Annotated in this window: 25 protein-coding genes and 1 other annotated feature; of the genes, 3 read left to right on the top strand and 22 right to left on the bottom strand. The window is 34.1% G+C overall.

What is annotated here, in order from left to right; translation table 11 throughout:
- Position 1 precedes the first annotated feature (1 nt).
- The 10 genes from hisS to ACFWM3_RS02045 form a co-directional block, all read right to left on the bottom strand.
- On the bottom strand, positions 2-1,267 hold the full coding sequence (gene hisS / locus ACFWM3_RS02090) for a histidine--tRNA ligase (RefSeq protein ID WP_056472657.1): 1,266 nt from the start codon (positions 1,265-1,267) through the stop codon (positions 2-4).
- 66 nt (positions 1,268-1,333) lie between these two features.
- Positions 1,334-1,561, bottom strand: a binding site (T-box leader).
- Positions 1,562-1,632: 71 nt separating this feature from the next.
- The gene (locus tag ACFWM3_RS02085) at positions 1,633-1,806 is read right to left on the bottom strand and encodes a hypothetical protein (protein ID WP_088013656.1); all 174 of its coding nucleotides are present in this window, start codon (positions 1,804-1,806) and stop codon (positions 1,633-1,635) included.
- Positions 1,807-2,113: 307 nt separating this feature from the next.
- On the bottom strand, positions 2,114-2,293 hold the full coding sequence (locus tag ACFWM3_RS02080) for a hypothetical protein (protein ID WP_390309928.1): 180 nt from the start codon (positions 2,291-2,293) through the stop codon (positions 2,114-2,116).
- A gap of 132 nt (positions 2,294-2,425) precedes the next feature.
- Positions 2,426-2,866 carry a D-aminoacyl-tRNA deacylase gene (gene dtd, locus ACFWM3_RS02075; protein ID WP_056472654.1) on the bottom strand — a complete coding sequence of 147 codons (441 nt, stop codon included), beginning with the start codon at positions 2,864-2,866 and terminating at the stop codon, positions 2,426-2,428.
- A 15-nt stretch (positions 2,867-2,881) separates the two neighbouring features.
- Complete coding sequence (locus ACFWM3_RS02070; RefSeq protein ID WP_056472649.1) at positions 2,882-5,077, bottom strand: RelA/SpoT family protein; 2,196 nt, start codon at positions 5,075-5,077, stop codon at positions 2,882-2,884.
- 162 nt (positions 5,078-5,239) lie between these two features.
- Positions 5,240-5,752 (bottom strand): adenine phosphoribosyltransferase, encoded by a 513-nt coding sequence (locus tag ACFWM3_RS02065; RefSeq protein WP_056472646.1) that lies wholly within the window; start codon positions 5,750-5,752, stop codon positions 5,240-5,242.
- A complete protein-coding gene (gene recJ, locus ACFWM3_RS02060; protein ID WP_390309926.1) occupies positions 5,752-8,103 on the bottom strand; it encodes a single-stranded-DNA-specific exonuclease RecJ in 2,352 nt (783 codons plus the stop codon). Before recJ ends, ACFWM3_RS02065 begins: the two co-directional genes overlap by 1 nt.
- Positions 8,104-8,142: 39 nt before the next feature.
- A complete protein-coding gene (locus tag ACFWM3_RS02055) occupies positions 8,143-9,054 on the bottom strand; it encodes a cation diffusion facilitator family transporter (RefSeq protein ID WP_390309925.1) in 912 nt (303 codons plus the stop codon).
- Positions 9,055-9,715: 661 nt separating this feature from the next.
- Positions 9,716-11,953, bottom strand: a complete 2,238-nt coding sequence (gene secDF / locus ACFWM3_RS02050) for a protein translocase subunit SecDF (RefSeq protein WP_390309923.1) — start codon at positions 11,951-11,953, stop codon at positions 9,716-9,718.
- 102 nt (positions 11,954-12,055) lie between these two features.
- Positions 12,056-12,334, bottom strand: coding sequence for a post-transcriptional regulator (locus ACFWM3_RS02045; RefSeq protein WP_098860227.1), 279 nt, complete (start codon positions 12,332-12,334; stop codon positions 12,056-12,058).
- Positions 12,335-12,490: 156 nt separating this feature from the next.
- Here ACFWM3_RS02045 and spoVB point away from each other — a divergent pair, with 156 nt between their 5' ends.
- A complete protein-coding gene (gene spoVB, locus ACFWM3_RS02040; protein ID WP_390309921.1) occupies positions 12,491-14,047 on the top strand; it encodes a stage V sporulation protein B in 1,557 nt (518 codons plus the stop codon).
- A 563-nt stretch (positions 14,048-14,610) separates the two neighbouring features.
- Here the strand turns inward: spoVB and ACFWM3_RS02035 are convergent.
- Positions 14,611-15,261: a DUF421 domain-containing protein gene (locus ACFWM3_RS02035; protein ID WP_056472628.1), complete on the bottom strand. Its 651-nt coding sequence runs from the start codon at positions 15,259-15,261 to the stop codon at positions 14,611-14,613.
- Positions 15,262-15,484: 223 nt separating this feature from the next.
- On the opposite strand from ACFWM3_RS02035, the gene ACFWM3_RS02030 reads away from it, so the two are divergent.
- Complete coding sequence (locus ACFWM3_RS02030) at positions 15,485-15,868, top strand: TIGR04086 family membrane protein (RefSeq protein ID WP_056472625.1); 384 nt, start codon at positions 15,485-15,487, stop codon at positions 15,866-15,868.
- A gap of 114 nt (positions 15,869-15,982) precedes the next feature.
- On the opposite strand, the gene yajC is transcribed toward ACFWM3_RS02030, so the two are convergent.
- The 6 genes from yajC to ruvA all read right to left on the bottom strand — a co-directional run bounded on the left by yajC (position 15,983) and on the right by ruvA (position 20,377).
- Positions 15,983-16,255, bottom strand: a complete 273-nt coding sequence (gene yajC / locus ACFWM3_RS02025; RefSeq protein ID WP_286131712.1) for a preprotein translocase subunit YajC — start codon at positions 16,253-16,255, stop codon at positions 15,983-15,985.
- A gap of 27 nt (positions 16,256-16,282) precedes the next feature.
- The gene (tgt, locus tag ACFWM3_RS02020; RefSeq protein WP_056472622.1) at positions 16,283-17,422 is read right to left on the bottom strand and encodes a tRNA guanosine(34) transglycosylase Tgt; all 1,140 of its coding nucleotides are present in this window, start codon (positions 17,420-17,422) and stop codon (positions 16,283-16,285) included.
- Between the two features lie 20 nt (positions 17,423-17,442).
- On the bottom strand, positions 17,443-18,471 hold the full coding sequence (queA, locus tag ACFWM3_RS02015; protein WP_056472619.1) for a tRNA preQ1(34) S-adenosylmethionine ribosyltransferase-isomerase QueA: 1,029 nt from the start codon (positions 18,469-18,471) through the stop codon (positions 17,443-17,445).
- An 87-nt stretch (positions 18,472-18,558) separates the two neighbouring features.
- Entirely contained in the window at positions 18,559-18,756 is a 198-nt protein-coding gene (locus ACFWM3_RS02010; protein WP_056472616.1) for a DUF2905 domain-containing protein, read from the bottom strand.
- A complete protein-coding gene (ruvB, locus tag ACFWM3_RS02005; protein WP_056472613.1) occupies positions 18,753-19,754 on the bottom strand; it encodes a Holliday junction branch migration DNA helicase RuvB in 1,002 nt (333 codons plus the stop codon). Before ruvB ends, ACFWM3_RS02010 begins: the two co-directional genes overlap by 4 nt.
- Positions 19,755-19,759: 5 nt before the next feature.
- A complete protein-coding gene (ruvA, locus tag ACFWM3_RS02000) occupies positions 19,760-20,377 on the bottom strand; it encodes a Holliday junction branch migration protein RuvA (RefSeq protein ID WP_056472609.1) in 618 nt (205 codons plus the stop codon).
- A 194-nt stretch (positions 20,378-20,571) separates the two neighbouring features.
- Between ruvA and ACFWM3_RS01995 the strand changes: the two genes are divergently transcribed.
- Positions 20,572-21,147: a GNAT family N-acetyltransferase gene (locus tag ACFWM3_RS01995; RefSeq protein ID WP_390309977.1), complete on the top strand. Its 576-nt coding sequence runs from the start codon at positions 20,572-20,574 to the stop codon at positions 21,145-21,147.
- A 107-nt stretch (positions 21,148-21,254) separates the two neighbouring features.
- Here the strand turns inward: ACFWM3_RS01995 and ACFWM3_RS01990 are convergent, their stop codons facing one another.
- The 5 genes from ACFWM3_RS01990 to ACFWM3_RS01970 form a co-directional block, all read right to left on the bottom strand.
- Positions 21,255-21,764, bottom strand: coding sequence for a BofC C-terminal domain-containing protein (locus ACFWM3_RS01990; protein ID WP_056472605.1), 510 nt, complete (start codon positions 21,762-21,764; stop codon positions 21,255-21,257).
- Between the two features lie 150 nt (positions 21,765-21,914).
- Positions 21,915-22,373, bottom strand: a complete 459-nt coding sequence (locus ACFWM3_RS01985) for a GNAT family N-acetyltransferase (RefSeq protein WP_286131711.1) — start codon at positions 22,371-22,373, stop codon at positions 21,915-21,917.
- A gap of 27 nt (positions 22,374-22,400) precedes the next feature.
- Positions 22,401-22,982 carry a TetR/AcrR family transcriptional regulator gene (locus ACFWM3_RS01980; protein ID WP_390309918.1) on the bottom strand — a complete coding sequence of 194 codons (582 nt, stop codon included), beginning with the start codon at positions 22,980-22,982 and terminating at the stop codon, positions 22,401-22,403.
- Between the two features lie 219 nt (positions 22,983-23,201).
- Positions 23,202-23,972, bottom strand: a complete 771-nt coding sequence (locus tag ACFWM3_RS01975; RefSeq protein ID WP_390309916.1) for a YhcN/YlaJ family sporulation lipoprotein — start codon at positions 23,970-23,972, stop codon at positions 23,202-23,204.
- Between the two features lie 241 nt (positions 23,973-24,213).
- On the bottom strand, positions 24,214-26,592 hold the full coding sequence (locus ACFWM3_RS01970; RefSeq protein ID WP_390309914.1) for a LysM peptidoglycan-binding domain-containing protein: 2,379 nt from the start codon (positions 26,590-26,592) through the stop codon (positions 24,214-24,216).
- Between the last annotated feature and the right edge of the window lie 213 nt (positions 26,593-26,805).

Raw genomic sequence — 26,805 nt, 5'->3', positions numbered from 1 at the left:
TTTATTTAGAGCTTACGTATTTTACAAAGATGTCTAATGCAACTTCTTCTTGTACACCAGTCTCTTGGTCTTTTAAATTAATGACTCCTCGAGATAATTCTTCCTCACCTAGAACCGCTACAAATCTTGCTTTATAACGTTCCGCTGCTTTGAATTGAGCTTTTATTTTACGATCTTGGTAATCTTTTTCACAAACAAGACCAGCTTTTCGCAATTGATATAAAATAGCAGTCGCTTCTTTTTTCACTTCTTCTCCAAGTCCGATTAGGAATACATCCATTTCTTGCTGGATTGGAAGTTCGATTCCTTCTGTTTCAAGAGCTAATATTAAACGCTCTATACTTAATGCGAAACCAATACCAGGAGTATTAGGACCGCCAAGTTCTTCAACTAATCCGTTATAGCGGCCACCACCACTTAAAGTTGAAATTGTACCGAATCCTTTACCTTCTAACATGATTTCAAATACAGTGTGATTATAATAATCTAAACCACGTACTAAATTTGCATCAATCTCAAACGGAATTTTCATAGCTGTTAAATAAGATTGAACAGCTTCGAAATAGTTCATAGATTCTTCATTTAAATATTCTAAAATCGATGGTGCTGTCTTCATTGAAGGGTGATCGTGATCCTTTTTACAATCTAAAATACGTAAAGGATTCGTTTCTAAACGATTATTACAATCACTACATAGCTCATGTGCTACTGGTTTAAAATGATTCACAAGCGCTTCACGGTGTGCTTTACGGCTTTCTAGGTCACCTAAACTATTAAGAACTAACTTAACATTTTTCAATCCAAGACCACGATATAATTCCATTGATAGAGCTAATACTTCTGCATCGATAGAAGGATCATTACTACCTAAAGCTTCGATACCAAATTGTACGAACTGACGATAGCGACCAGCCTGGGGACGTTCATAACGGAACATAGGACCGATATAGTACATCTTTGTAGGTTGATTGCTATTTCCGTACATTTTATTTTCAACATAAGAACGAGCGATTGACGCAGTTCCTTCTGGACGTAATGTTAATTGACGATCTCCACGATCAGTAAATGTGTACATTTCTTTTTGAACAATATCTGTTGTATCTCCAACACCACGCTGGAATAATTCAGTATGTTCAAAGATTGGTGTACGAATTTCGTTATAGTTATATCGTTTGCATAAATCTCTTGCAAACTTTTCAATATACTGCCATTTTTCAATCGTACCAGGTAAAAGATCCTGAGTACCTCTTGGGATATTAATCGACATTTTAAATCCTCCTAAATATAAACCTTTATAAATACAAAAAACCCTCGTGCCTACTGAAATAAAAACAGTAGGGACGAGAGTTATAAGCCCGTGGTGCCACCCTAATTGAAGAACAATAAACTGTTCTCCCACTTTCATCGTTAACGCCGATTACGTTTATCCTTACTAGAAATCGTTCAGAATAAAGCCTCGGGAGTGTCTTTCAAATAGTCTACTTGTGGAAATGCTCTCAGCCACGGCACTTCCTCTCTCTACAAGAGATCCTATCCTACTTTTCTCCGTCTATGGATTATTACTATGTATCAATATGTTATTTAATATCTTACGTTCGGATACGACAAATGTCAAGAACAGTTAAAATTTTTTTACGAACGCTCCAACTGTCTTTTTAAATCACGCACTTCTCTTAAAGTTAAACCAAACTCACTTGCCATCTCTAATGAATTGGACTCTTGTCCCCTATTTTGAAACTCATGAAAATCCATATTCAAGACACCTTTTCTACCTGATCCTAGACTATTACGATTATTTATTCTCATGCTGCAGTCTCCTTCCAAGTATGTTGTTATATAGGATGTCCAAATAATTAAAGGATTAAACAATTAAAATATTGTTGAAAACTTAGGCACGTTTTTTTAGGGTTAAGCAATTTTAATTAGTTCTATGGATTCAGAAAAAAAGAGGTGGAAATTGATTAAATTTAAGTAGTCTTTAACGTAGATATTAGTAGAAGTAGAAAATAATTAGTTAAATTTAACGATATTTTTTGCAAATTGATGTTTATTTGCAGTCTTGAAAATTTATTTGCAGTTGCTTTCAAAAAAAAACCATGGTACATACCATGGTTTAAATAAATATTCTCAAAGTAGATTGAATGCTTTCAACTGATCCGTCTATGAAATGCATTAATCCGTAATAAACTAGGATGATTAAAATAACAAATAAAAGTGCTTTTAAGAAACTTTTGAAGATCGTAAACAAAATTACACCAGCGATAAGGATTAACACGATTGTAATTATGTCCATATAATGACCTCCTCTAAATTCTTTGAAAGAACCCGTGTACTTCAATATATTCGCTATTTGAAGTTATTATTTTAATAATTTTTTTTATTAAAAAAAATGCCTCCTTTTTGGAAAAGGAGGTTGAAAATTGGATTATTTACTTTCAATCATAATTGTAATTGGTCCCCAGTTTGTAAATGTTACATCCATATCTGCACCAAAAATACCGGTTTGTACTTCGTAACCTTGTTCGCGTAAATACGAATTAAAATATTCGTATAATTCATTTGCGATTTCTGGCTTGGCTGCATCTGTGAAGCTTGGACGTCTACCTTTTCTCGTATCGCCATATAAAGTGAATTGAGAAACAGATAGAACCTGGCCTCCAACATCATTTAATGATAAATTCATTTTTCCAAGTTCATCTTCAAAAATTCTTAGGTTAACTGCTTTGTCAGCGCAATATTTAACATCTTCTATCGTGTCTTCATGCGTTATTCCAACTAACAATAATAAACCTTTAGATATTTGACCTACTACTTGTCCGTCTACAACGACTTTTGCTTCTTTTGTGCGCTGTAATAATACTTTCACTTTCGGCACCTCCTATTAGTGGAAAATACGTCTCACAGAGTATATGTCTGGAATTTGTTTAACCTTATCCACTACTTTTTGCAGGTGGTTTATATTACGAATGGACAAACTCATTGTAATAGTTGCCATTTTATTTCGGTCATTTTTCCCTGTTACTGAAGAGATATTTGTTTTTGTTTCATTTACAACTGAAAGAACTTCATTTAAAAGACCACGACGATCGTAACCGAAAATTTCGATATCAACGTTATAATCACGTTCGAACGTAGGGCTTTCCTCCCAATCAACTTCAATAAAACGATCTTCTTCACTATCATTTAACATGTTTACACAATCGCTTCTATGAACTGAGATTCCTCTGCCTTTTGTGATATAGCCAACAATATCATCACCAGGTACAGGATTACAGCATTTTGATAAGCGGATTAATAAATTATCTACACCTTTTACAGAAATACCAGCATCTTTACGACGTGATGGAGCTTTTTTAAGGTCCGAAGAAAGTTCTTTTAATCGGTCTTCTAGCTCAATTTCAGTACGTTTGCGGAATTTATCTGTTAAACGGTGAGCAATCTGTGTTGCAGTAATTCCATTGTATCCAACGGCTGCATACATATCTTCTGCATTAGAGAAATTAAATTTCTCTGCGACGCGTTTTAAATTTTCAGACGTTAATACTTCTTTTAAATCACATTCTAATGCTTTAATTTCTTTTTCAACTAATTCCTTGCCCTTTTCAACATTCTCTTCTCTTCTTTGCTTTTTAAAATATTGACGTATTTTATTTTTAGCGTGTGAAGACTGAGCGACCTTTAACCAGTCTTGGCTAGGTCCATACGAATGCTTCGATGTCATAATCTCAACGATATCACCGGTTTTAAGTTTATAATCAAGTGGGACCATTTTTCCATTTACTTTTGAACCAATTGTTTTATTTCCGATTTCAGAGTGAATTCGGTAAGCAAAATCGATTGGAACAGATCCTAGTGGTAATTCATAAACATCACCTTTTGGAGTAAATACAAAAACCATATCAGAGAATAAGTCCATTTTTACCGATTCCATGAACTCTTCTGCATTTGTAGAATTATCTTGCCATTCGATAATTTCACGGAACCAACTTAATTTATTTTCTAAAGTTTTTTGTGAAGGAAGATTTGCATTATCTTCTTTGTATGCCCAGTGTGCTGCAACACCATATTCAGCAATTTGGTGCATTTCTTGTGTTCGAATTTGCACTTCTAGTGGTTCACCTTTTGGACCGATTACAGTCGTATGAAGAGATTGATACAGATTCGCCTTAGGCATTGCAATATAATCTTTAAAACGACCTGGCATCGGTTTCCAGCATGTATGAATAACGCCTAAAACAGCGTAGCAATCTTTAATACTATTAACAATCACACGTACAGCTAATAAGTCATAAATCTCGTTAAATTGTTTATTTTGCTTAGCCATTTTATGGTAAATGCTATAAATATGCTTAGGACGTCCAGAAATTTCTGTTTTAATTTCGACATCTTCAAGTTGAGTTGAGATTTCGTTAATAACCTCTTCTAAATATTGCTCGCGCTCTGCTCTTTTTCGCTTCATTAAGTTAACTATTCGATAGTATTGCTGTGGATTTAAATAGCGTAACGCTGTATCTTCAAGCTCCCACTTTACTTTACTAATCCCTAGTCGATGAGCTAGCGGTGCAAATATTTCTAACGTTTCATTCGCAATTCGCATACGTTTTTCTTGAGGTAAGTGTTTTAACGTTCTCATATTGTGAAGGCGATCGGCTAATTTAATTAATATTACTCTCAAGTCCTGTGCCATCGCTACAAACATTTTGCGATGATTTTCAGCTTGCTGTTCTTCCTTCGATTTAAACTTGATTTTACCTAACTTTGTTACACCATCTACAAGCATAGATACTTCTTTGCCAAATTGGTTCTCTAAGTCCTCTTTAGATACTTCAGTATCCTCTACTACATCATGAAGAAACCCAGCACTAATGGTTGTAGCATCCATCTCTAAGCCAACTAGGATACCTGCTACTTGAACCGGGTGTATAATATATGGTTCACCTGACTTACGAAATTGCTCACTATGTGCGTCACGAGCATATTCATAAGCACGTTTAATAAACGCCACATCATCTTCTTTTAAATAATGGGACGCTTGCTCTAAAACCTGTTCTGCTGTCAAAACTTGCTCAGTAGCCATCTAATCACCTTAAATCATTATTTCTTCTATTATCATGAAAATTTCGTTTTTTGTAAAGCAGGAGTCGTCAAATTTCATTTTTTTTTGCAGATCTTTGATAGAAAAAGAGCACTCTGATTATTCAGAGTACCCTGTCTAGATAACATTATCATATGTTAAATATTAATATGTCATTAGTGTAAATATATCATAGCCTTCTAATTTTTTACGACCTTCTAAGTAAGAAAGCTCAATTAAGAAAGCAATACCAACTACAATTCCACCTAATTCTTCAATTAGTTTGATTGTAGCTTCAATCGTACCACCAGTAGCTAATAAATCATCAGTGATCAGTATACGTTGACCTGGTTTAATAGCATCTTTATGCATTGTCAACGTATTTGTACCATATTCTAAATCGTAGTTGTAGCTAATTACTTCACGAGGTAATTTACCTGGCTTACGAACAGGTGCAAAACCTATTTCTAAAGCGTAAGAAATTGGACAACCAACGATAAATCCACGAGCTTCTGGTCCAACTACTAAATCAACATCTTTTTCTTTCGCATAAGCTACGATTTGATCTGTTGCTTCTTTATAAGCTTTTCCATCATTCATTAATGATGAAATATCTTTAAACTGAACGCCTTCTTTTGGCCAGTCCGGTACGATCGTTATATAATCTTTTAAATTCATTAAATAAGTGCCTCCCCATTTTCGGAAAAATGACTTTTCATATTTTGAAAAAATGTAGTTAATTCATCACATTTTGAGTACAGAAATAAGCGTTCTAGTTCAATACTAGCTAATTTTTTTGCATACGTATTAGATAAAGAGAGATCTTTCTTCTCAGTTTGTGGCAACAAACGAATTTTTCCATCCTCTATTGTAACAAATTCTAAATCAAAAAACACCTTTGTCATAAAATCGACTTGTTCTTTTTTCCAACCCATCTTACGACATAATGCCACTTCATACATGTTCATGTCAAATGGATTTGTATTTGCTAAGATCGAATAGAATTTTTTAAAACTTTCTCTACTTGGTATTGGTGAGAAGAAATGTAATTCTTCTTGATTAAAAATTAAGTAGATACGTTCTGATAACCCATTACGAAAAACTTCTTTCAAATCATTTTCAGAACTAGGTAAATCAAGTAGGATCACATAGTTATTTTGTATATTAACATCTAAGTTTAGTACATCTTCATATGCAACAAACTTAGAAATAGGATATTTAGACTTTAAATTTTCATATTCATTTGATGATTGATGTAAAAATATGAATTTTTCTTCGGTTGAAGGTAAAGTTAATCGATGTGGCTCTTGACCTCTTAAGTCAAATAACTGCCAATGATTTACTTTAATATCATGGATCATTAACTGCGGCTTTCGTTTACCATTCCATTCGTTAATAGAAGCCATTCCTAAGCATGATACTTTTGATCCACTTGCAATTTCATTAGCAACATGTCCAAATCCAAACCCTACGGCATCAAGGAATGTAACCTCATCTTTTAGTTGTACTTTAAGATGTGCACCTTCATTACCGATTTGTTTAATATTTAGAGCATCAACCTCGTTTATTTCTAAAACAGGTTTTGGGTTATGCATCCCAAAAGGTGCTAGCATATTTAATTCATTAATAAATGAGATTGAAACTTCACTAGCCTCACAGTTTAAATCGACTTCTTTTAACGGGATAAAATCTTCATCTGTCATAATTTGATCTGCATATTCATTTAAACGATGTCTTAATAGCTCGACATCTTCAATTGCCAATGTCATACCAGCAGCAAGTGTATGACCTCCAAAATGAGGTAAAATATCTTTACATTTTGTTAAGTTTTCAAATAGAGAAAAACCTTCAATGCTTCTTGCTGAACCTTTTGCTATTCCTTTTTCACGATCGATACTTAGAACAATTACTGGCTTGTAGAAGCGATCAACTAATTTCGAAGCAACGATCCCAACTACTCCTGCATTCCAGCCTTCTTTTGCGACAATAATCACTTTATTTGAACAAGATGAATCAAGCTCTTTTACTTGCTTAATTGCCTCTTCTGTCATACGTGAAACTAATTCTTGTCGCTCCTTATTTAGAATTTCAATTTGCTCTGCTCTTTTTTTAGCAAGTGCTCTATCATTTTCTAAAACTAACTCTACTGCAGGCTTAGCATCACCAAGTCTACCAACTGCATTAATTCTAGGACCAATTGCAAATCCAATTGTTTCTTCGGTAATTGAATCTGTTGTAGTTCCACTAATTTCTAAAAGAGCTCTTAGTCCTTCACGCTTAGTTTGCTTTAGTTGCCTTACACCTTTTTTTACGATTAAACGATTTTCATCAACCAAAGGTACTAAATCAGCAACTGTACCAATTGAAACTAGTTCCAAATATTCCTCTGGTTCTCTACCTAATAATGCGGAAGCGAATTTAAACACAACTCCTACACCAGCTAGTTCTTTAAAAGGATAGCTCGGACTTAGCTTTGGATGAATAATCGCAATAGCGTTTGGTAATTCCTCTGGTGGTTCATGATGATCCGTAATAATTACATCCACACCTAGTTCATTTGCAAAATTAACTTCCTCTGCTGCAGAAATACCTGTATCTACAGTAATGATTAATGAATAACCTTGGTCATTCGCCCATTTAAATGCATTCTTATTTGGACCATATCCTTCAGTAAAACGATTTGGTATATAAAAATCTACATTTGCTTCTAGTTCGATTAATGTTAAATACAATACTGAAGTACTGCTAACTCCATCTGCATCATAATCGCCAAAAATTAATATTTTTTCATTTTCTTCAATCGCTTGAAATACTCTGTCAATTGCAATATCCATACCCTCTAATAAAAACGGGTCATGAAAGCTCATTTGATCTTCATATAAAAACTTACTTGCTGCATCTACTTTATTAAATCCACGAGTAACAAGTAGTTTAGCTAATAGAGGGGAAATCTGTAATTCTTTACTTAATAATTGCTCTTCTTGGTGATTCGATAATTTCGGTTTCCAACGTGCTTTTGACTTTAACAATACTCTCACCCCTAACTGTACTATTATACTAAAGTAAACTTATTGGATGAAAGAGTTATTTTTATCATTATATGGATTAATATGGACAAAAACATTTTCCACATCTTTTTGTTCCATCAACTGTGCTTTAACATTTTTACCGATTTTATGTCCTTCTTCAACCGTTATATATGGATCTACTGAGACTTTTATATCGATTATGACGTAATAGCCGTGTTCCCTTGCATAGAGAGAATTTATTTCTTTAACTCCTTCTACGTTACTAACAATTTCTTTATAAGGTTCAATATCTTCTTCATGAAGGACATGATCCATTGTCGTATGTATTGATTCTGCACCTATATCCCAAGCCATTTTTAAAATCATAATTGCTACAATAAGACCAGCGGCAGGGTCTGCATATAAAAGTACTGGCATATTAAATTTAGTACCTAGAATTGCAATTCCAATACCAACCATAGCTGCAGCAGATGAGTATACATCGGAGCGATGTTCATATGCATTAGCGATGATTGCGTCACTATTTAACCTTTTCCCTAAAGCATATTTATAGCGAAACATCCATTCTTTTAAAAATATTGATATAAAAGCTGCTAATAAAGCGATTAGCTCTGGTGGATGCACTGGTTTAAAAAATGCAGTTATAGAGGATTTAGTTATTTCAATTCCAACAATAAATAATAGTACAGCAACAATAATTGCAGCAATTGATTCAGCTTTACCATGTCCATAAGGATGATCCTCATCTGGAGGCATCTTAGCAGCTCTTAAACCAAATAAAACCGCGATCGAACCGACCACATCTGACGCAGAATGTACCGCATCTGCCATTAACGCTTTACTATTTCCAATATATCCTATAACTGCTTTAACAATTGCTAGAAGTAAATTTCCATATATTCCGATATAAGCCCCTTTCCTGGCTTCCTTATAACGCTCTTCCTGTTCCATATACTTTACCTACTTCCCTTTTTCTAACTCTAAAAAATACACTAATCATTATTAACACATTATATTATTATCTTCAAATCATAATGAATTTAATACAAAAAAGAGTATAAGCATGCGCCTATACTATTTTTCAACGTTTATAAATAAAATATATTCAATTGAAAAATGGAACACTAAAATTTTTTGATATGTTGGGTTGATTTTAGTTATGTAATATTGTTTGTTAAAAAGTTTAAACCAATCTATGAACACAAATTAAGAAGAAGATTTATTTTTATTTTTTGATTTTATGTAATTTCTTCTATTCCTTTGTTTTTTCTCTTTCTTCATGATTCAATGGCCTTATTTATAGTTTTCCTAATTATTAAAGAAATGTTCTTTTATTTGCACTTTCTCTAAAAGATTATTCCAAAATTCTTAAAGATAAACTTTTTTTGATGAGGAGTTGATTGGAACGAAAGGGTGCTCGACTCCTGTGGGAGATGCGGGAAGGCTGAGACCCCGCAGGAACGTACGTGACGAGGAGGCTCAAGAATCTAGCCCCACGGAAAGCGAGCATTCTGTAGTGGAAATCAAAAAGACCTTACTTTTTTAATTGATAAATTCTTTTTTTCGCTAACATGAAAAAAAGAGTATAAGCATGAGCTTATACTCTTTTTAATTATTTAGCTTCTTCAACATCAATTACTTGGTTTTTATCAAGTTGGCGACCTTTAATAAATAACCAAATTTGTGAAGCAATAAAGATTGAAGAATATGTTCCAACAACTAAACCTATTAATAATGCAAGTGAGAAGTTAAGAATTGCATGACTTCCGAATATAAGCAATGCAAGTACTGCTAATAGTACAGTAAGAACTGTTTTAACAGATCGGCCTAAAGTTTGACGAATTGATTCATTTACAACTTGTTTCAATTCTTCTCTAGAACGAATTTTCTTCTTAAGCTTCATATTTTCACGTACTCGGTCAAATGTAACGATCGAGTCATTAATCGAATAACCAACAATCGTTAGAACCGCTGCGATGAAAGTAATATCTACTTCTAATCTAAAAATACTAAACACTACAACAATGAAGAATGCATCATGTAGTAGGGCAATTACTGAAGCAATTGCATATGAGAATTGGAAACGTAATGATACGTAAAGAATGATACCTGCTGACGCGATAATCAATGCTTTAACGGCATTAGCTGCTAATTCTCTACCAACTACTGGATCAACAGTACTTACGTTTGGTTCTACCCCAAATTTAGTCGTAAAATCTTTTTTCAAATCATTAATTTGATTTTTTGTTAATACGCCTTTAAATACGATTGAACCTGTTTTTGCATCATTTGTTGAAATAGTAATACTTTCTGGCTTCAAGTTCATTTTTGAAATTTCATCATTAACAACTTGTTTTGTAACTACTGATTTTGATTCAAATGTTACACGTGTACCACTTGCAAAATCAATTCCTAAATTTAATCGGAAAATAGAAAGTAGAATAACCCCGACAACTACTGTAACAATTGAAAAATAAACAAATTTTCGACCTACGCTTACAAAATCGACTTTATCATATTTTGTAGGAGGATGTGCTAGGTTATGATTTAAACCAAGAATTTCACTTTGTTTAATACCAAACCATGTTTTCTTATTATTTAAGTAACGACTTTGAACTAATAAAGAAAGTAATAAACGAGTACCGAATACTGCAGTTAAAAAGCTTACTAAAATACTTACAATTAAACTTGTTGCAAATCCTTTTACTGAGCTTGTACCAAATGAGAACAATACTACAGCAGCAAGTAAAGTTGTAATATTAGCATCAAAAATCGTTCCAAATGAACGCTGATTACCTGCACGATACGCCGATGCAACTGATTTTCCTAGTTTTAGCTCGTCCTTCAATCTCTCAAAGGTAATGATATTATTATCTACTGCAATACCAACACCAAGTATTAATGCAGCTATACCCGGAAGTGTTAATACTGCATTCATGCCGTCAAATACTAGTAATGTTACATAAGTATATGCCATTAACATGATGCTTGCGATTAAACCTGGTAAGCGATAGAAATAAAGCATAAATAAGAAAATTACTGCCACACCAATAATTCCAGCAAAAATTGTTTCATGAAGAGCATCTGTACCAAATTTTGCACCGATTGATGTTGAATACATTTCTTTAAGGTGTACTGGAAGTGCCCCTGCATTTAATAAGTCTGATAGTTCTTTTGCACTTTCAACCGTAAATGTAGAGCCTACAATAGAAAGTGAATCGTCTGTAAATACTTGATTTACACTAGCTGCTGATAAGAATTTAGGCTTCGCTTTTGCAGATTCCTTTTTGAAAGAGTCTTGTCCTTCTTTGAAATCTAACCAAATAACCATCATATTATTTGGAGCACCCATTTTTAATACTTTACTTGTAACATCTTTAACCTTAGAGGCATCCTTAAATGTGATTGATACACTAGGTTTACCCATTTGGTCAAATGTTTGCTTTGAAGCGCCTTCTTTTAAATCCGCTCCAGTCATCAGAACCTTATCATTTACGTCACGAATTGTTAAGTTCGCTTCAGTAGAAAGAATATCACGTGCTTTAGCTTGATCTTTTACACCAGCCAATTGTACACGAATACGATCTTTCCCTTCGATTTGAATGTTTGGTTCACTTACTCCTAATACGTTTACACGTTTTTCAAGAGCTTTTGCTGTACTTACTAAAACATTTTTGTTAATTTTGTCGCTTTTCTTAATCGGCTTAACTTTGTAAAGCACCTCAAACCCGCCCTGTAAATCTAGACCAAGCTTAATATTATTCGCGGTACCAAATACAGTTGTGCCGATTACTGCTGCTAATACAGCAATAATTAAGAAGAAGGCAACAATTCTGTTACGCTTCACCATGTTGTGAATTTCCTCCTCTAACTAGTTCAAGTTCTAGTACGAAAATGGTATGTTTTCATTCTTATATTATACAAATGCAATTTTTTTATTGTCAATTAATGGTTAAACTGACTCCCCAAACTGCCAAGTAGGTGATTTAAATGCTTCGATTCGAATATAATTCATATAATCGTTTACAGTTAATGAGAGTATGTCTTCTACCAGTTGAAAAAGCTTTGGTTCGTCCTCTTTCTTTCGCCATATGGTTCTTTCGAGGCATTCCCATAATTCATCCTCACTGACAGTATCGAATCCAAGCATTCTAAATTCATCCAGTTTACTTTCAATTACTACCTGTAGCTTAGGTTTAAATTCTGCAGCTTGTTGATGAAAAGTCGACATACTCTTCCCCCCTAATTTTCTGTATTTTTAGAAAAATGATTTTAGACCTTCATATTCATTTCCTAGATGTTGAACTAACTTGTCATGCTTGCCTACATTTATAGCATATATATAATTGTAAATCATTCTAGGCTGTTTGAGAAGGTGGTAAAAGTAATGACAAAGCAAACGTTTTTAAGAGGAACGTTTTTTTTACTTATTGCAGGGCTCATCACAAGAATTTTAGGGTTTTTTAATCGTATTGTTGTAGCAAGAATAATGGGTGAAGAAGGCGTAGGATTATTTATGATGGCAGTCCCGACACTATTTTTGGTCATGACGCTTACACAGCTCGGCTTACCAATTGCCATCTCAAAATTAATTGCAGAAGCAGTTGCTCAAAATAGACAAGATCGGATAAAAAAGATTTTAGCTGTATCAATGTCAATAACTGGCATATTAAGTATTATTTTTACAACAGCAATGATATTTTTATCCCCTTATATTGCTAAAAACTTATTAACGGACGAAAGGACTATGTACCCACTAATTGCCATCGCACCAGTTGTTCCAATTATTGCTATTTCATCAGTATTACGTGGATATTTTCAAGGCGTTCAGAATATGCGACCTTCTTCCTTTTCCCAAGTTATTGAACAAGTTGTTCGTATAGTACTAGTTGCAGTTTGTACTAAAACTTTTTTACCATATGGAGTTGAATTTGCCGCTAGTGGCGCCATTATCTCTTCTGTATTAGGGGAATTAGCTTCTTTAATTTATATGCTTTATGTTTTTAAGAAAGAAAAAAATGCAAAGTTCATTTCTGGATTTAAGAACAATATTAAAGAGGGAAGAAAAACTCTTAGCGACCTATTAAGTATTGCTCTACCAACAACTGGAAGTCGTTTAATTGGTTCAATATCAATGTTTTTAGAACCAATAGTTGTCTCACAAAGTTTAGCGATTGCAGGGGTAACCGCAGCTGTTGCAACTAAACAATATGGATTGCTTGCAGGATATGCTTTACCTCTATTACTTTTACCAGCGTTTATTACTTATGCACTATCTACAGCACTTGTGCCAGCGATTAGTGAAGCAATGGCCAAAAAAGATCGTGTAACTGTTGAAAGAAGATTGCAGCAAGCACTACGCTACTCAATGATTGCGGGTGGTTGGTCTGTTGTTATTTTATACGTCTTTGCCTCACCGATTTTAACACTAATGTACAAAAGTGACCAAGCTACAAATTTTATATTACTTTTAGCACCTTGCTTTATTTTTTACTATTTCCAAGGACCACTACAAGCTGTATTGCAGGCACTTAATCTTGCAAATTCAGCCATGATTAATAGCTTTGTCGGTTCGGTCGTTAAAATTGCTAGTATTTTATTACTAGCTACAAATCCAAAGTTTGGTATTAACGGCGTTGCGTTAGCTATGAATATTAGTATTGTAACAATAACGGTACTTCACTATTTCACTGTATTAAAAGCCATCAACTTTTCAATTTTCGTTAAGGATTATGTTTATTGTCTAGTCATTTTAGGAATTTGTATTTATGTCGGAAAATTCATCAAAGAATACGTAGTTTTTTCATCCTCATTATTAGTACAAACCTTAGCAAGTATTTCGGTTGTCACTTTAATGTATATCTTATTAATTCTATTATTTAATCTAGTTAAGAAAGATGAGATCATTCGAATCCCATTCTTTAAAAAGTTAATTACAAGATAATGGACAATAGAATAGATCATAACAAAACCACAAAGTAATTAACGTACTTTGTGGTTTCACTCTGTTGAAAAACACTTTTGTAAACTAGTTATCAAATTTTCGTAAAGGAGTTGATTGATGTTGATTTCCACTACAGGATGCTCGCTTTCCATGGGGCGAGATTCTTTAGCCTCCTCGGCAAGCCTGCGGGGTCTCAGCCTTCCCGCTAATCCCATAGGAGTCGAGCAACATCAGCTCCAATCAACTTTTTCATCAAAAAAAGTTTACACTAAAAAATCTAATTTAAAATCCTTTACTAAGGGTAGCATAAAAGTTTGTTAATCAATTTGTAGGTCAATTAAGATCGAACACCAACGTATTATAATAATCATTTGAAATTGTTTTTCTATACGTAATTTAATCATTAAAATGTTCACTTAATGTACGGCTTGTTACTGACCGTTTTATATTTCAAAACTCTGAAGCCACAAAGTAATTAAATGTTCTTTGTGGTTTATTAATTTTCTTTTATGTATATGTTAGTTAATTTCCACTACAGGATACTGATATTTCTAAATCCTAAATTATTCGTCTTTCTTATCAAAAAATATTTCTCCGCCTCGTAAGCTACAATAAGATACTTGTTTGAATTCATCATATCCATGTTTTTTTAACTCTTCTAATAACCACTGTTTATCTTTATGATACTGATTTAAATTATCTTCTTGTACGATGCCATCTAATATTAGTGGAAATGTGAGTGAGCTATAATTTATATCACCGTTTATTTCCTTTTTAAATATGGATAATTTTCCTGTAGGTTCTAGTAATGCATAGTCAACATCCCGTACATCTCCAATATCCTTTTCTCTTAGTTGGAGTAATAGGTCGTCAAATGTGTATCTTTGTTTTTTCATCTCTTTCTCTAAAACTTTACCTTTACTAATGATTAATACAGGATGTCCATCTAATATTTTTCTAAATTTAACACTTTTTAGCGAAATTAAAGAAAAAATTATTTGGATAACTACAATTAAAAACATTGGATAGATTACTTTTACGATCGGATCATTATGGTTTTCGATCCCGATTGCTGCTATTTCAGTTAATAAAATATAAACGACTAGATCTAATAAACTTAACTCACCTATTTCTCTCTTACCCATTATCCGAAAGAAAAATGCAATAATTAAATAGATTAAAATGGTACGAATCGTCATAGAACCTAATTCCATTTTACTTACCCTCACATCCAAAACTTGTTGATTTTCAAAAAAATTGATCTTAAGCTAGCACTGACACCTGTAAATATGAATCCAAACCCTACTAATTTCCCATAAAGAAAATAATAGTAGAATTTTGTTCATAATTTTACTATTTGTAATTGCCCTATAAGTATTCTAAAAATTCATCTCATGAATATGCTTGTATTAAAAGAGTGTACAAGGGGGAATATGAATGAAAAAAACAGCTGTAGCTGTCTCTTTTGGCTTTTTAACTATTCTATTATTAGTATTGTCAATTAGTTTGATTTTATCATTATTACTTAAACTAACTTCACTTACAGAAGCAAGTGTCACAACAACTACTCTTATCCTCTCATTTATCGTTATGTTAATTGGTGGTTTTGTTACAGGAGCGAAAGGGAAAGAAAAAGGTTGGATTCTTGGATTATTAACGAGTGGAGCGTATTCTATTTTTGTATTTTTTGTACAGTTTCTTGGCTATGATCGAACTTTTTCACAGGAACAAATAATGTATCATGGTATTTTCTTAGGTGTTTGTATGTTAGGGTCAATTTTTGGAGTGAATGCGGCAAGTAATAAATCTTATAATCAATAAAGTTTTTTGAGTTATATCTAAATCACTTTAGACTTAATTTAAATTTCTTACAAAATAAACAAAACGCTAGTTCCCAAAAGGAACTAGCGTTTCTTACGCTACAATTAAGTAAAATTAAGCTTGATTTCTTGTTTCACGAATTGCGTTTTTTTCAAATACCATACGTGATCCATCAGCAGTTTTTAATGTAATTGTATTATTTTCTTCGTTAACAGCATCAACTAATCCGTGTAATCCACCGATTGTTACAACCATATCGCCTTTGCTAATTCCAGCTTGCATAGAAGCTGTTTGCTTTTGACGCTTTTGTTGTGGACGAATTAGTAAGAAGTAGAAAACTATGAACATTAATATTAGAGGTAAAATCCCCATTAAACCATTACCCATCTTAATCTTCCTTTCAATATGTAAATTTTAGAAGTTCCTAGCGTTCGGCTTATTAAAACCGTATTGTTCAAAAAACTCTTCTCGGAAATCACCTAAACGGTCTTCGCGGATTGCTTGGCGAACTTGTTCCATTAATTGTAACAGAAAATGTAAGTTATGGTAAGTAGTCAAACGCATTCCAAACGTCTCTTCGCATCGGATTAAATGACGGATATATGCTCTTGTATAGTTTTTACATGCATAACAATCACAATTAGGATCAAGCGGAGAATAGTCCTCTGCATATTTTGCATTCTTTATAACTAATCGTCCTTCGCTAGTCATACATGTACCATTACGAGCGATACGCGTTGGAAGTACACAGTCAAACATATCCACTCCTCGAATTGCGCCATCAATTAATGAGTCAGGAGAACCCACTCCCATTAAATATCTTGGTTTATCCGTTGGTAGGAAAGGTGTCGTAAACTCTAAAACTCTATTCATTACATCCTTTGGTTCTCCAACTGATAATCCACCAATTGCATAACCTGGGAAATCTAAAGAAACTAAGTCTCTTGCAGATTGTTTACGAAGGTCTTCGTATTCTCCCCCTTGAACAATTCCAAATAATCCTTGATCCTCTGGTCTTTGGTGAGAATTTAAACAACGCTCTGCCCATCTACTTGTTCTCTCAACTGAACGTTTCATGTAGTCATACTCAGCAGGGTATGGTGGACATTCATCAAACGCCATCATGATGTCAGAACCTAATGCATTTTGAATTTCCATCGCCTTTTCTGGTGAAAGGAATAATTTATCGCCATTTAAGTGATTTCTGAAATGTACGCCCTCTTCTTCGATTTTTCGGAATTGACTCAAGCTAAATACTTGGAACCCTCCTGAATCTGTTAAAATTGCACGATCCCAGTTCATAAATTTATGTAAGCCACCAGCTTTTTTAATAATCTCATGACCAGGTCTTAACCATAAATGGTAAGTATTACTTAAAATAATACCTGATCCCATTGCTTTTAAATCTTCAGGAGCCATTGTTTTAACAGTGGCTAAAGTTCCAACAGGCATAAATGCTGGAGTTTCAAATGAACCATGTGGAGTATGGACAATTCCTAATCTCGCACCTGTTTGCTTACAAGTTTTAATATGTTCATAACGAATTGCTGTCATTTTTCGATTCCTTTCAATTCTTAAAGTATTAACATTGCATCGCCAAAGCTAAAAAAGCGATATCTTTGATCTACTGCTTCTTTATAAGCAGATAAAACTGGTTCTCTTCCAGCTAAAGCGCTAATCAGCATAATTAGAGTTGATTTTGGTAAATGGAAGTTCGTAATCATCCCATCAATTCCCATAAATTTATATCCTGGGAAAATGAAGATAGACGTCCAACCACTAGACCCTTCAAACTTACCATTATTAGCTGTAGCAATCGTTTCAACTGTACGAGTAGAAGTTGTTCCGACAGTAATGATTCTACCACCGTTTGCTTTCGTTTCATTTAACAGTTTAGCCGTTTCATCAGACATATAGTAGTATTCTGAGTGCATATCATGTTCTTCGATCGATTCTACACTTACTGGTCTAAATGTACCTAAACCTACATGCAATGTAATAAATGCTAACTTTACACCTTTTTCTTGAACTTTAGCTAAAAGTTCTTTTGTAAAATGTAAACCTGCAGTAGGCGCCGCCGCTGAACCAATTTCTTTTGCAAATACTGTCTGGTAACGATCTTTATCTTCTAACTTTTCTTTAATATATGGAGGTAGTGGCATTTCACCTAGTTGGTCTAAGATCTCATAAAAAATCCCATCGTATTGGAATTTTAATTTTCTTCCACCTTGATCACTAGAACCTACACATTCTGCCTTTAATCTGCCATCTCCAAATAAAATGATTGTGCCTTCTTTGACTCTTTTAGCAGGCTTTACTAATGTTTCCCATACATCCTGCTCTTCTTGTTGAAGTAATAATACTTCAATTTGAGCACCTGTATCTTCTTTCACACCAAATAATCTAGCAGGCATTACTTTTGTTTCATTTAAAACTAAACAATCGCCCTCTTGTAAATAATCTAACACATCAGGAAACTGTTTATGCTCTACATTTCCTGACTCTTTATGTAATACCATTAGTCTCGATGCTTCTCGGTCCAACAAAGGAGTCTGAGCAATCAACTCTTCAGGTAAATCAAAATCAAATAAATTTACATCCATTTCTATACACCTCATAAATTTCAGGAGTAAGGAGAAAGGGAGATTATCCACAATTCCCTTTTCCAAACTCTATTTATTTCTACTCACTTATTTTCTCCCAAATAATGAAAAAATAAGTGATAATAAAATACTTATGATAATACAAGTTACAATCGGAAAGTAAAACGATACATTTCCTTTTTTTATAAAAATATCGCCTGGAAGTTTCCCAACAAATCGAATAAACAATCCAACAACTAGTAAGATAATTCCTAACGTAATTAAAATTTTTGACAAATCAATCATTGCTCCGGCACCTGCAACCCGAAATGTTTGTATGTTAAATCAGTAACAATTCGTCCCCTAGGAGTCCGCTGAAGAAAGCCAATTTGAAGTAAATATGGCTCATATACATCTTCAATCGTTTGTGACTCTTCCCCGATTGAAGCAGCAATCGTATCAACCCCAACAGGACCACCTCTAAATCGCTCAATAATAGCTAGTAACAATTTATGATCGATATGGTCTAGACCTGCTTCATCTACCTGCATTTGAATTAAAGAGTCTTTAGCTATTTCAAAGGTAATGATTCCACTTCCTTGAACTTGAGCAAAATCTCTAACCCTTCTTAATAAACGGTTTGCAATTCGAGGGGTACCTCGAGATCTTCTAGCTACTTCTGAAGCAGCGTCATTTTCAATTTCCATTCCGAATAACTCTGCTGTTCTTTTCACGATCAATGCAAGTTGTTCAACAGTATAGAATTCTAATCGATTTAATACTCCAAAACGATCTCTAAGTGGTGAGGAAAGGAGACCTGCTCTTGTTGTTGCACCTATTAATGTAAATGGAGGCAAATCAATTCTTACCGACCTAGCAGTTGCATCCTTTCCAATTACGATGTCAAAGAAAAAGTCTTCCATTGCTGGATAAAGCACTTCTTCTACTGTTCGAGGCAATCGGTGAATTTCATCGATAAACAATACATCACCAGGTTGAAGTGAAGTCAAAATAGCTGCTAAATCTCCAGGACGCTCAATCGCTGGTCCTGAAGTCGTTTTGAATCCAACACCTAGTTCATTCGCAATAATCGCTGCTAAAGTGGTTTTACCTAATCCAGGAGGACCGTATAATAGAACATGATCTAAAGACTCATTTCGCATCTTTGCAGCTTCAATAAAAACTTGCAAATTCTTTTTGACTTTATCTTGCCCTATATATTCCCTTAATGATTGAGGCCTTAGTGAAAGCTCTTGATCAAATTCCTCGCCACTACTTTCACCAGATAAAATTCGGTCATCCATTTTCATCACCTCTTAGCTTGCAATAGTAATTGAAGTGCTTTTTTAATATATTCATCCGTTGAAAGCTTCTCATTCTTTAATAACGGTACGATCTTTTTAACTTCTTTTTCTGCATAGCCTAATGCTTTTAATGCTTCAATTGCATCATCTAATGAAGATGCTGCACTTTCTTTCTCTTCAATAGCATCTAGGTCAGTAAATAAATCGACTTGAACTGCTCCAAAGACTTTTTCAAGTTTTCCTTTTAAATCAAGGATCATTTGTCTTGCTGTCTTTTTACCAACACCAGGAAATTTTGTTAAAAATACCTCGTCCTCTTCTTCGATCGCATGAACTATCTGATTTGGTTCTCCAGTCGCAACAATTGCCAAGGCACCTTTAGGACCGATTCCTGACACACTTAACAATTTTTGGAATAAAGTACGTTCATCTAGTGTTTTAAAACCATATAACATCATAACATCTTCTCTTACATAATGATGTGTATAAACTTTTAAGATTTCATTTGAAGGTCTAAAAACATATGGATTAGGTGTAAATAATTGATAGCCCATTCCATTATGATCAATTACTATATATTCTGGTCCAACCCATTCTATCTTTCCAATTATGTATTCGTACATGGTTTTCTCCCCTTTTTACATGTATTCCATTGTACCATAGAAAGAAGAAGGAAAAAAATAGTCGGCTGTCGAAAATAAAAATTTTATACATATGATTTAACGAAAAAGTTTACATAAAAATGACTAATAAATTTAGCGAAAGTTTAAAAAATCGGTACTTAAGAAAATCCATAAGGAGGCCATTCGATTTGAACATGTTTCCAATTCTAACTACAGAGCGACTTTATTTAAGAGAAATTAAAGTCACTGATCTTAATCGAATGTTCAATATTTTATCAAGAGAAGATGTCACCAAATATTATGGACTAGATGCACTAAAAAATAGTAGTGAAGTATTGGACGTAATTCATTATTTTAGAGAAATGTATGAAGCGCGCAATGGCATCCGTTGGGGGATGATTGATAATGAAACAAACAAATTAATCGGAACATGTGGATTTACTGCCTACCAAGAACGAAACAAAAGGGCCGAAGTTGGCTATGAGGTACACCCAGACTATTGGAGAAAAGGTTTTGCGACAGAAGCTTTAAAAGCATTATTATCTTATGGATTTAATATTCTTCAACTAAATCGAATAGGAGCAATCGTTTATCCGGAAAATCTACCTTCCCAAAAACTTCTTGAAAAAATAGGATTTACGAATGAGGGTCTACTACGTCAGTATTTAATACAAGGTAGTACAGTGCATGATACTTATGTTTATTCAATTTTACGAAGTGAATGGGAAAGAATAGAGGAATTGGAAGTTCGAGATAGAAAAATGACTTGAACCATCCAAATACAAAAAATCCACAAGGAAAATAAATTACTTTGTGGATTCTTTTTTATATGACATTTTAGATAGACGTCCGATTGATCACAGTTAAATTCCGAAATTTAATTTACGATTCTTTCATACTCTTTTAAGTAATGTAATAGATAATCGTAATGATCTTTCGTCGAAATTTTAATCCCTTGTTCAAGTTGCTTTTGTTTATTTACTTCTAATTTATTCGTATCTATTTGAAAAAAAGATTCGATAATATTATTACCGCTTGGCACTCCAATATATAAATTCAAAACCCCATTTGAATTTATTCCGAAGTAACCTTTCGCCTTTAAAGTAGGTGAAAGATCATTAATTTTTTTCATTAGTACGATTTGATCATCATTTTCTTCTATGACTTTCCAACCCTTAAATTCTTTTTTTACTTGACCCAACGTTTTGTGTTGATTAATGTAAATTTCCTCAATCACTTCACCGTTTATATATACTTTATGTAAAATGATTGTAATTCCCTTTTTGTTAGAACTATGTTGAAGTTCATTATGAGCTGCCAATGTTTCAGTTTGTGCCGGTATTAATAAAGCTAGTAAACAAACAAATATTAAAATGAACTTTTTCACAAACATCCACTCCTTTAGACAAATTCATACAAGCTTTTTTAGTTTGACCATTCCTTTTATCTTTATCCAACATATTTATAATTTTTATATGTAAATGGCCATTAATCTTCTAAACAAAAAAACCTAAAGAGTTGTCTTTAGGAAAGGGGGTTAATTACCATATGTATTTTCAAATAGAGATATAAAAAAATTAGGTGCCACTTCAATTTTCTTATGAAATTTAAAACCAGAAGTTTTATATAAGTTAATGGCTGGTAGGTTATCTGATCCTGTTGAAACAATTACTTTTTTCTTCTTGGCAACTTCATTTAAAAAATAATTAACTAATTTTCTTGCAATGCCCCGCTTAAAGCAACTAGGATGTACTACCAATCTACATATTTGAAATTCGTTATCGTCTTCTGTATAGGCCAAAAATCCTTTTAATTCATTCTCAATCACATAACCGATAAAAATTTCTTTGGAATCTCTAATGCTTTCGACATTGTCCTTTAATTGTGGTATTCCTTCAAAATTGATTAACTTTGCTTCTACCTTATATGCGGGTAACTGTACATTTAAAATTAAATTTGCCATTTTTTTATCTTTATTGTCTAATTTAAAAATCAAAATTTTCTCCTCCTAATCCCCTGATACTTAATCTAGTCCTTTTGATAAACCATTTAGGATATAAAAGTTAAATAACTCAGTAATTTTTTTAGGACTTAGCGCCTCGTGCTCTTTCTCCCAATCAATTTTAAGTGTTGTATACAGTCGAAACATTACCAAAGCTGTTATTTTGGGATCACATTCAACAATTTCTTTCTTTGCTATTGCTTCTTCAATTTTTTTCTGTATGTATAGAATGATTGATTGATTCAATCGTTTTAATGCGTCATGTACTATAGTCGTTCCAATTTCTTGTTGTTCCTGAAGCAACTTTATTGTTAATTCATGTTCATTATGAAAAGCAATAAATACTTCAATTCCTTTATGAGCTTTTTCAATGAATGAATCTTCATCATGAATCGATTGTTCTGCTAAAAATTTCATTTCAGTAATCAAATTATTGATGATTTCATCAAATAATTCTTCTTTATTTTTGAAGAAAGTATAGATCGTTCCTTTTCCAACATTTGCCTGTTTTGCGATTTGACTCATTGTAGTTGCTTTATAGCCAAAAATGGTAAATGACTTTGTGGCAGCTTGTAAAATATTTTGCTTTTTCAAAAAACTCACCTCAAATTCTCTTATTAACCAATTGACCACTTCGAACTTCTGGTCAATATAAAAATCACTTTACCATATTGTTTAACCCTCATCAAACGAATTGTTAAACTATTCTAAGAACTAAAAGGATCTTAATCACCGAATTAAGAAAAATGTAAATACAAAGAAACAAGCTCTAAAAAAGGAAGAAGCAAGAGCTTCTTCCTTTTCAGTGTAAAAAATTGATTATTATCGGTTTGGATTAGTTGCATCCTTAACATCATTTTTTACATTACGATACATATGTTTAACATTTTCTTTTGTATCGTATAATACATTTTTAGTGGCATTTGGAACATTATTTGTCATGTTATTTAAATTATTTCTAATTGTTCCATCAAATGTTACATATACTTTTTTACCACTCGTGTATGGTGATAAAGCGTCTTTGATTTTTGATCGAAATGCGCTTTCATCAACATTTTTATTTACCAGATCTACTGCAATAAGAACCTGATCACCAACAGCAACCGTGCTTGCTTTGGATACATTTGAAATTTCTTCTACTCGTTTAGATATTTGGTCCGCAAACTTTCGTTCACCAGCATTCATATTAGTGTTTGTACTAATATTTGTATATGGTACAAGAGGAGCTGTGTTTAAATCGTTATTATAACGAACTTGATCCATCGTGTAGTTTCTATTTGTATAATTGACATTTCTTCCATATGTTCCGTCATGGATTACGCCATCATTAGAATATTCACTACTTAAACCTTCATTTATACGATCATTTCCGTAGTGATTATTTTTCTTTGTGAAATAATCTTGGTTATTAGGATAGTTTACGTTTTCATAACGATAATTAACAGCGTAAGGGTTTGTCGGTTTATTGAAGTTTACTTTTTCATAACCAACATTTCTTTTATGGTCATTCATGGCATTATTGTTTGTTCCACAAGCAGATAATGTTAAAGCTGTTAGCACACCTGTAGCAACGATAAGACCTTTTTTATTCAATATAAAACCCTCCCTTTAATTACAGCCAATTGTAATACTAAAATGTATTACAAAGTTAGGTTGACCTTTTTAGGTGGATTTTAAATTGTTAATTGATGGTTTGAAACTCATTTTAAGTAAAAAAGTGCTCTTTAAAGGCTGTTACATGAGAAATAATTTCTAATCCAATTAATTCCTGTATTAAAATAACTAAATAAAAAAAAGACGATTAGTAATTAATCGCCTTTTTAAATAAAATTCTTTATTGTTCATCTTCCTCAAAATATGGTACTCCGTAGGAAGACTGATTTTGTGCATAAGGAGTAAATAATTGCGAATTTGGATCAAAATAAGGTTCAGATGAATCGCGATACATTGGAGTCGGTCCAGTAGCATATGGTGAAACAACTGGACCGCCTTGGAACTTTGGATAGTCCATGGCTGGTAATGTTTGTGGGAAGTTTTCATTTGGTCCCATATATGCTGGCATTGTTGCTGGGAAGTTTGCATTTGGTCCCATGTATGCCGGCATTGTTGCTGGGAAGTTTGCGTTTGGTCCCATATATGCTGGCATTGTTGCTGGGAAGTTTTCATTTGGTCCCATGTATGCTGGCATTGTTGCTGGGAAGTTTGCGTTTGGTCCCATATATGCTGGCATTGTTGCTGGGAAGTTTTCATTTGGTCCCATATATGCTGGCATTGTTGCTGGGAAGTTTGCGTTTGGTCCCATATATGCTGGCATTGTTGCTGGGAAGTTTTCATTTGGTCCCATATATGCCGGCATTGTTGCTGGGAAGTTTTCATTTGGTCCCATATATGCTGGTAATGTTTGTGGGAAGTTTCCGTTCGGTCCCATGTATGCTGGTAAAGTTTGTGCTACATTTGGATTCGGTCCCATATATGCTGGTAGTGTTTGCATATTATTTCCTGGCATTGGTGCAGGTAATGGCATTGGCGCTGGTAATGGTGTTGGCACTGGTGCTGGTAATGGCGTTGGCATCGCAGTTGGCGGAACTGGTGCTTCTCCAGTTACTCCTGGCATCATCGGCATAGCTCCAAAACTCGGTAAAGTTGGTAATGTCCCTCCTTCTCCTCGTGGATAATATGGGTAGTTTGCGTTTGGTCCCATATATGCTGGTAATGTTTGTGGGAAGTTTTCATTTGGTCCCATATATGCTGGCATTGTTGCTGGGAAGTTTGCGTTTGGTCCCATATATGCTGGCATTGTTGCTGGGAAGTTTGCGTTTGGCCCCATATATGCTGGCATTGTTGCTGGGAAGTTTTCATTTGGTCCCATATATGCTGGTAATGTTTGCGGGAAGTTTCCGTTCGGTCCCATATATGCCGGTAATGTTTGCGGGAAGTTTCCGTTCGGTCCTACATATGCTGGTAGCGTTTGGGCTGCGTTTGGATTCGGTCCTACATATGCTGGTAGCGTTTGGGCTGCGTTTGGATTCGGTCCTACATACGCTGGTAGTGTTTGAGGTACATTCGGTCCTGCAAATGCTGGAAGTGTTTGTGGTGCATTTGGTCCCATATACGCTGGTAATGTTTGTGGTGCATTATTTGGTCCCACATACGCCGGTAATGTTTGAGCTTTATTAGTTGCTACTGGTGATACTTGCGCATTTGGCTTTCCTGTTGCCACTGGCGATACTTGCATATTTGGTTTGCCTGTTGCCACTGGCGATACTTGCATATTTGGTTTGCCTGTTGCTACTGGTGATACTTGCATATTCGGCTTTCCTGTTGCTACTGGTGATACTTGCATATTCGGCTTTCCTGTTGCTACTGGTGATACTTGCATATTCGGTTTTCCTGTTGCTACTGGTGATACTTGCATATTCGGTTTTCCTGTTGCTACAGGTAATACTTGCTCTTTTGGTTTTCCTGTTGCCACTGGCGATACTTGCACATTTGGTTTTCCTGTTGCTACTGGTGATACTTGCACATTTGGTTTTCCTGTTGCTACCGGTGATACTTGTTGATTTGGTTTGCCTGTTGCTACTGGCGATACTTGTTGATTTGGTTTCCCTGTTTCAACAGGAGATACTTGCGTATTTGGTGTTGATGGAGAAACCAATGATCCTGGGAAGTAGTTCTTTTTCTCTGACATGCTTTGTCCTCCCTTGGTGTTCACATTTGATTTATTATCATTTATCGGATTTTTAACTGCCACTGGCGAAACAACTTGCGGTATGTTCGCATTTGGTTTTCCAGTTTGAACAGGAGATACTTGTTGATTCGCATTATTTGTCGCAGGTGATACAGTCGGTTTCGCAGGTGGAATAGGTATCTGAATTACAGGTTTTACTGTCGGTGTAACCTCTACATTAATATTCAAATTATTATCAACTGGCTTTGTATTCGGCATGACAGCAGGTTGTGTCTGAGCTACAGGTTGAACATTTCCTTCTTCTACCTCCAAAGCAACACTTGGCTTAAGTTGCTGTACCTCCTTTTTAGAACCTAATGGGGCTGGTTTTTCTCCCCTTTCTGGCACTTTTATTTTCATGCCAGGATAGATCATATCTGGATTACTTAGTTGGGCATTTAATTTAACTATCTCTTCATAGTCGATATTATATTTTTGAGCAATGCTCTTAAGGGTATCGCCCTTTATTACTATGTGAATTCTCACCTTTTCCCCTCCTGACCAATTGCCTCTACGTTGGATTGTACATTAGTACCTCACAACAATGTATGTCTGAATATTTGTATTTATGATAGAAGGTATTTTAATTTATGACGAGTAAGCTTGTATAAGTATTTACTTTATTCTTGTTTTTTCTATAAAAAAATCATCTAGCTCAAGTTGAACTAGATGATTTTAAATTTTTTATGATATTTTATT

This window comes from Gottfriedia sp. NPDC058432 (genome assembly GCF_042721555.1).
In the GTDB taxonomy this organism is placed as follows: Bacteria; Bacillota; Bacilli; order Bacillales; family Bacillaceae_G; genus Gottfriedia.
This window is presented reverse-complemented; position numbering and strand designations above follow the sequence as displayed.

Excerpts from the sequence above, each read along its gene's own strand:
- hisS (WP_056472657.1), bottom strand. The coding sequence starts at position 1,267 with ATGTCGATTAATATCCCAAGAGGTACTCAGGATCTTTTACCTGGTACG.
- ACFWM3_RS02085 (WP_088013656.1), bottom strand. The coding sequence starts at position 1,806 with ATGAGAATAAATAATCGTAATAGTCTAGGATCAGGTAGAAAAGGTGTC.
- ACFWM3_RS02080 (WP_390309928.1), bottom strand. The coding sequence starts at position 2,293 with ATGGACATAATTACAATCGTGTTAATCCTTATCGCTGGTGTAATTTTG.
- ACFWM3_RS02070 (WP_056472649.1), bottom strand. The coding sequence starts at position 5,077 with ATGGCTACTGAGCAAGTTTTGACAGCAGAACAGGTTTTAGAGCAAGCG.
- ACFWM3_RS02065 (WP_056472646.1), bottom strand. The coding sequence starts at position 5,752 with ATGAATTTAAAAGATTATATAACGATCGTACCGGACTGGCCAAAAGAA.
- ACFWM3_RS02055 (WP_390309925.1), bottom strand. The coding sequence starts at position 9,054 with ATGGAACAGGAAGAGCGTTATAAGGAAGCCAGGAAAGGGGCTTATATC.
- secDF (WP_390309923.1), bottom strand. The coding sequence starts at position 11,953 with ATGGTGAAGCGTAACAGAATTGTTGCCTTCTTCTTAATTATTGCTGTA.
- ACFWM3_RS02045 (WP_098860227.1), bottom strand. The coding sequence starts at position 12,334 with ATGTCGACTTTTCATCAACAAGCTGCAGAATTTAAACCTAAGCTACAG.
- spoVB (WP_390309921.1), top strand. The coding sequence starts at position 12,491 with ATGACAAAGCAAACGTTTTTAAGAGGAACGTTTTTTTTACTTATTGCA.
- ACFWM3_RS02035 (WP_056472628.1), bottom strand. The coding sequence starts at position 15,261 with ATGGAATTAGGTTCTATGACGATTCGTACCATTTTAATCTATTTAATT.
- ACFWM3_RS02030 (WP_056472625.1), top strand. The coding sequence starts at position 15,485 with ATGAAAAAAACAGCTGTAGCTGTCTCTTTTGGCTTTTTAACTATTCTA.
- yajC (WP_286131712.1), bottom strand. The coding sequence starts at position 16,255 with ATGGGTAATGGTTTAATGGGGATTTTACCTCTAATATTAATGTTCATA.
- tgt (WP_056472622.1), bottom strand. The coding sequence starts at position 17,422 with ATGACAGCAATTCGTTATGAACATATTAAAACTTGTAAGCAAACAGGT.
- queA (WP_056472619.1), bottom strand. The coding sequence starts at position 18,471 with ATGGATGTAAATTTATTTGATTTTGATTTACCTGAAGAGTTGATTGCT.
- ACFWM3_RS02010 (WP_056472616.1), bottom strand. The coding sequence starts at position 18,756 with ATGATTGATTTGTCAAAAATTTTAATTACGTTAGGAATTATCTTACTA.
- ruvB (WP_056472613.1), bottom strand. The coding sequence starts at position 19,754 with ATGGATGACCGAATTTTATCTGGTGAAAGTAGTGGCGAGGAATTTGAT.
- ruvA (WP_056472609.1), bottom strand. The coding sequence starts at position 20,377 with ATGTACGAATACATAATTGGAAAGATAGAATGGGTTGGACCAGAATAT.
- ACFWM3_RS01995 (WP_390309977.1), top strand. The coding sequence starts at position 20,572 with ATGTTTCCAATTCTAACTACAGAGCGACTTTATTTAAGAGAAATTAAA.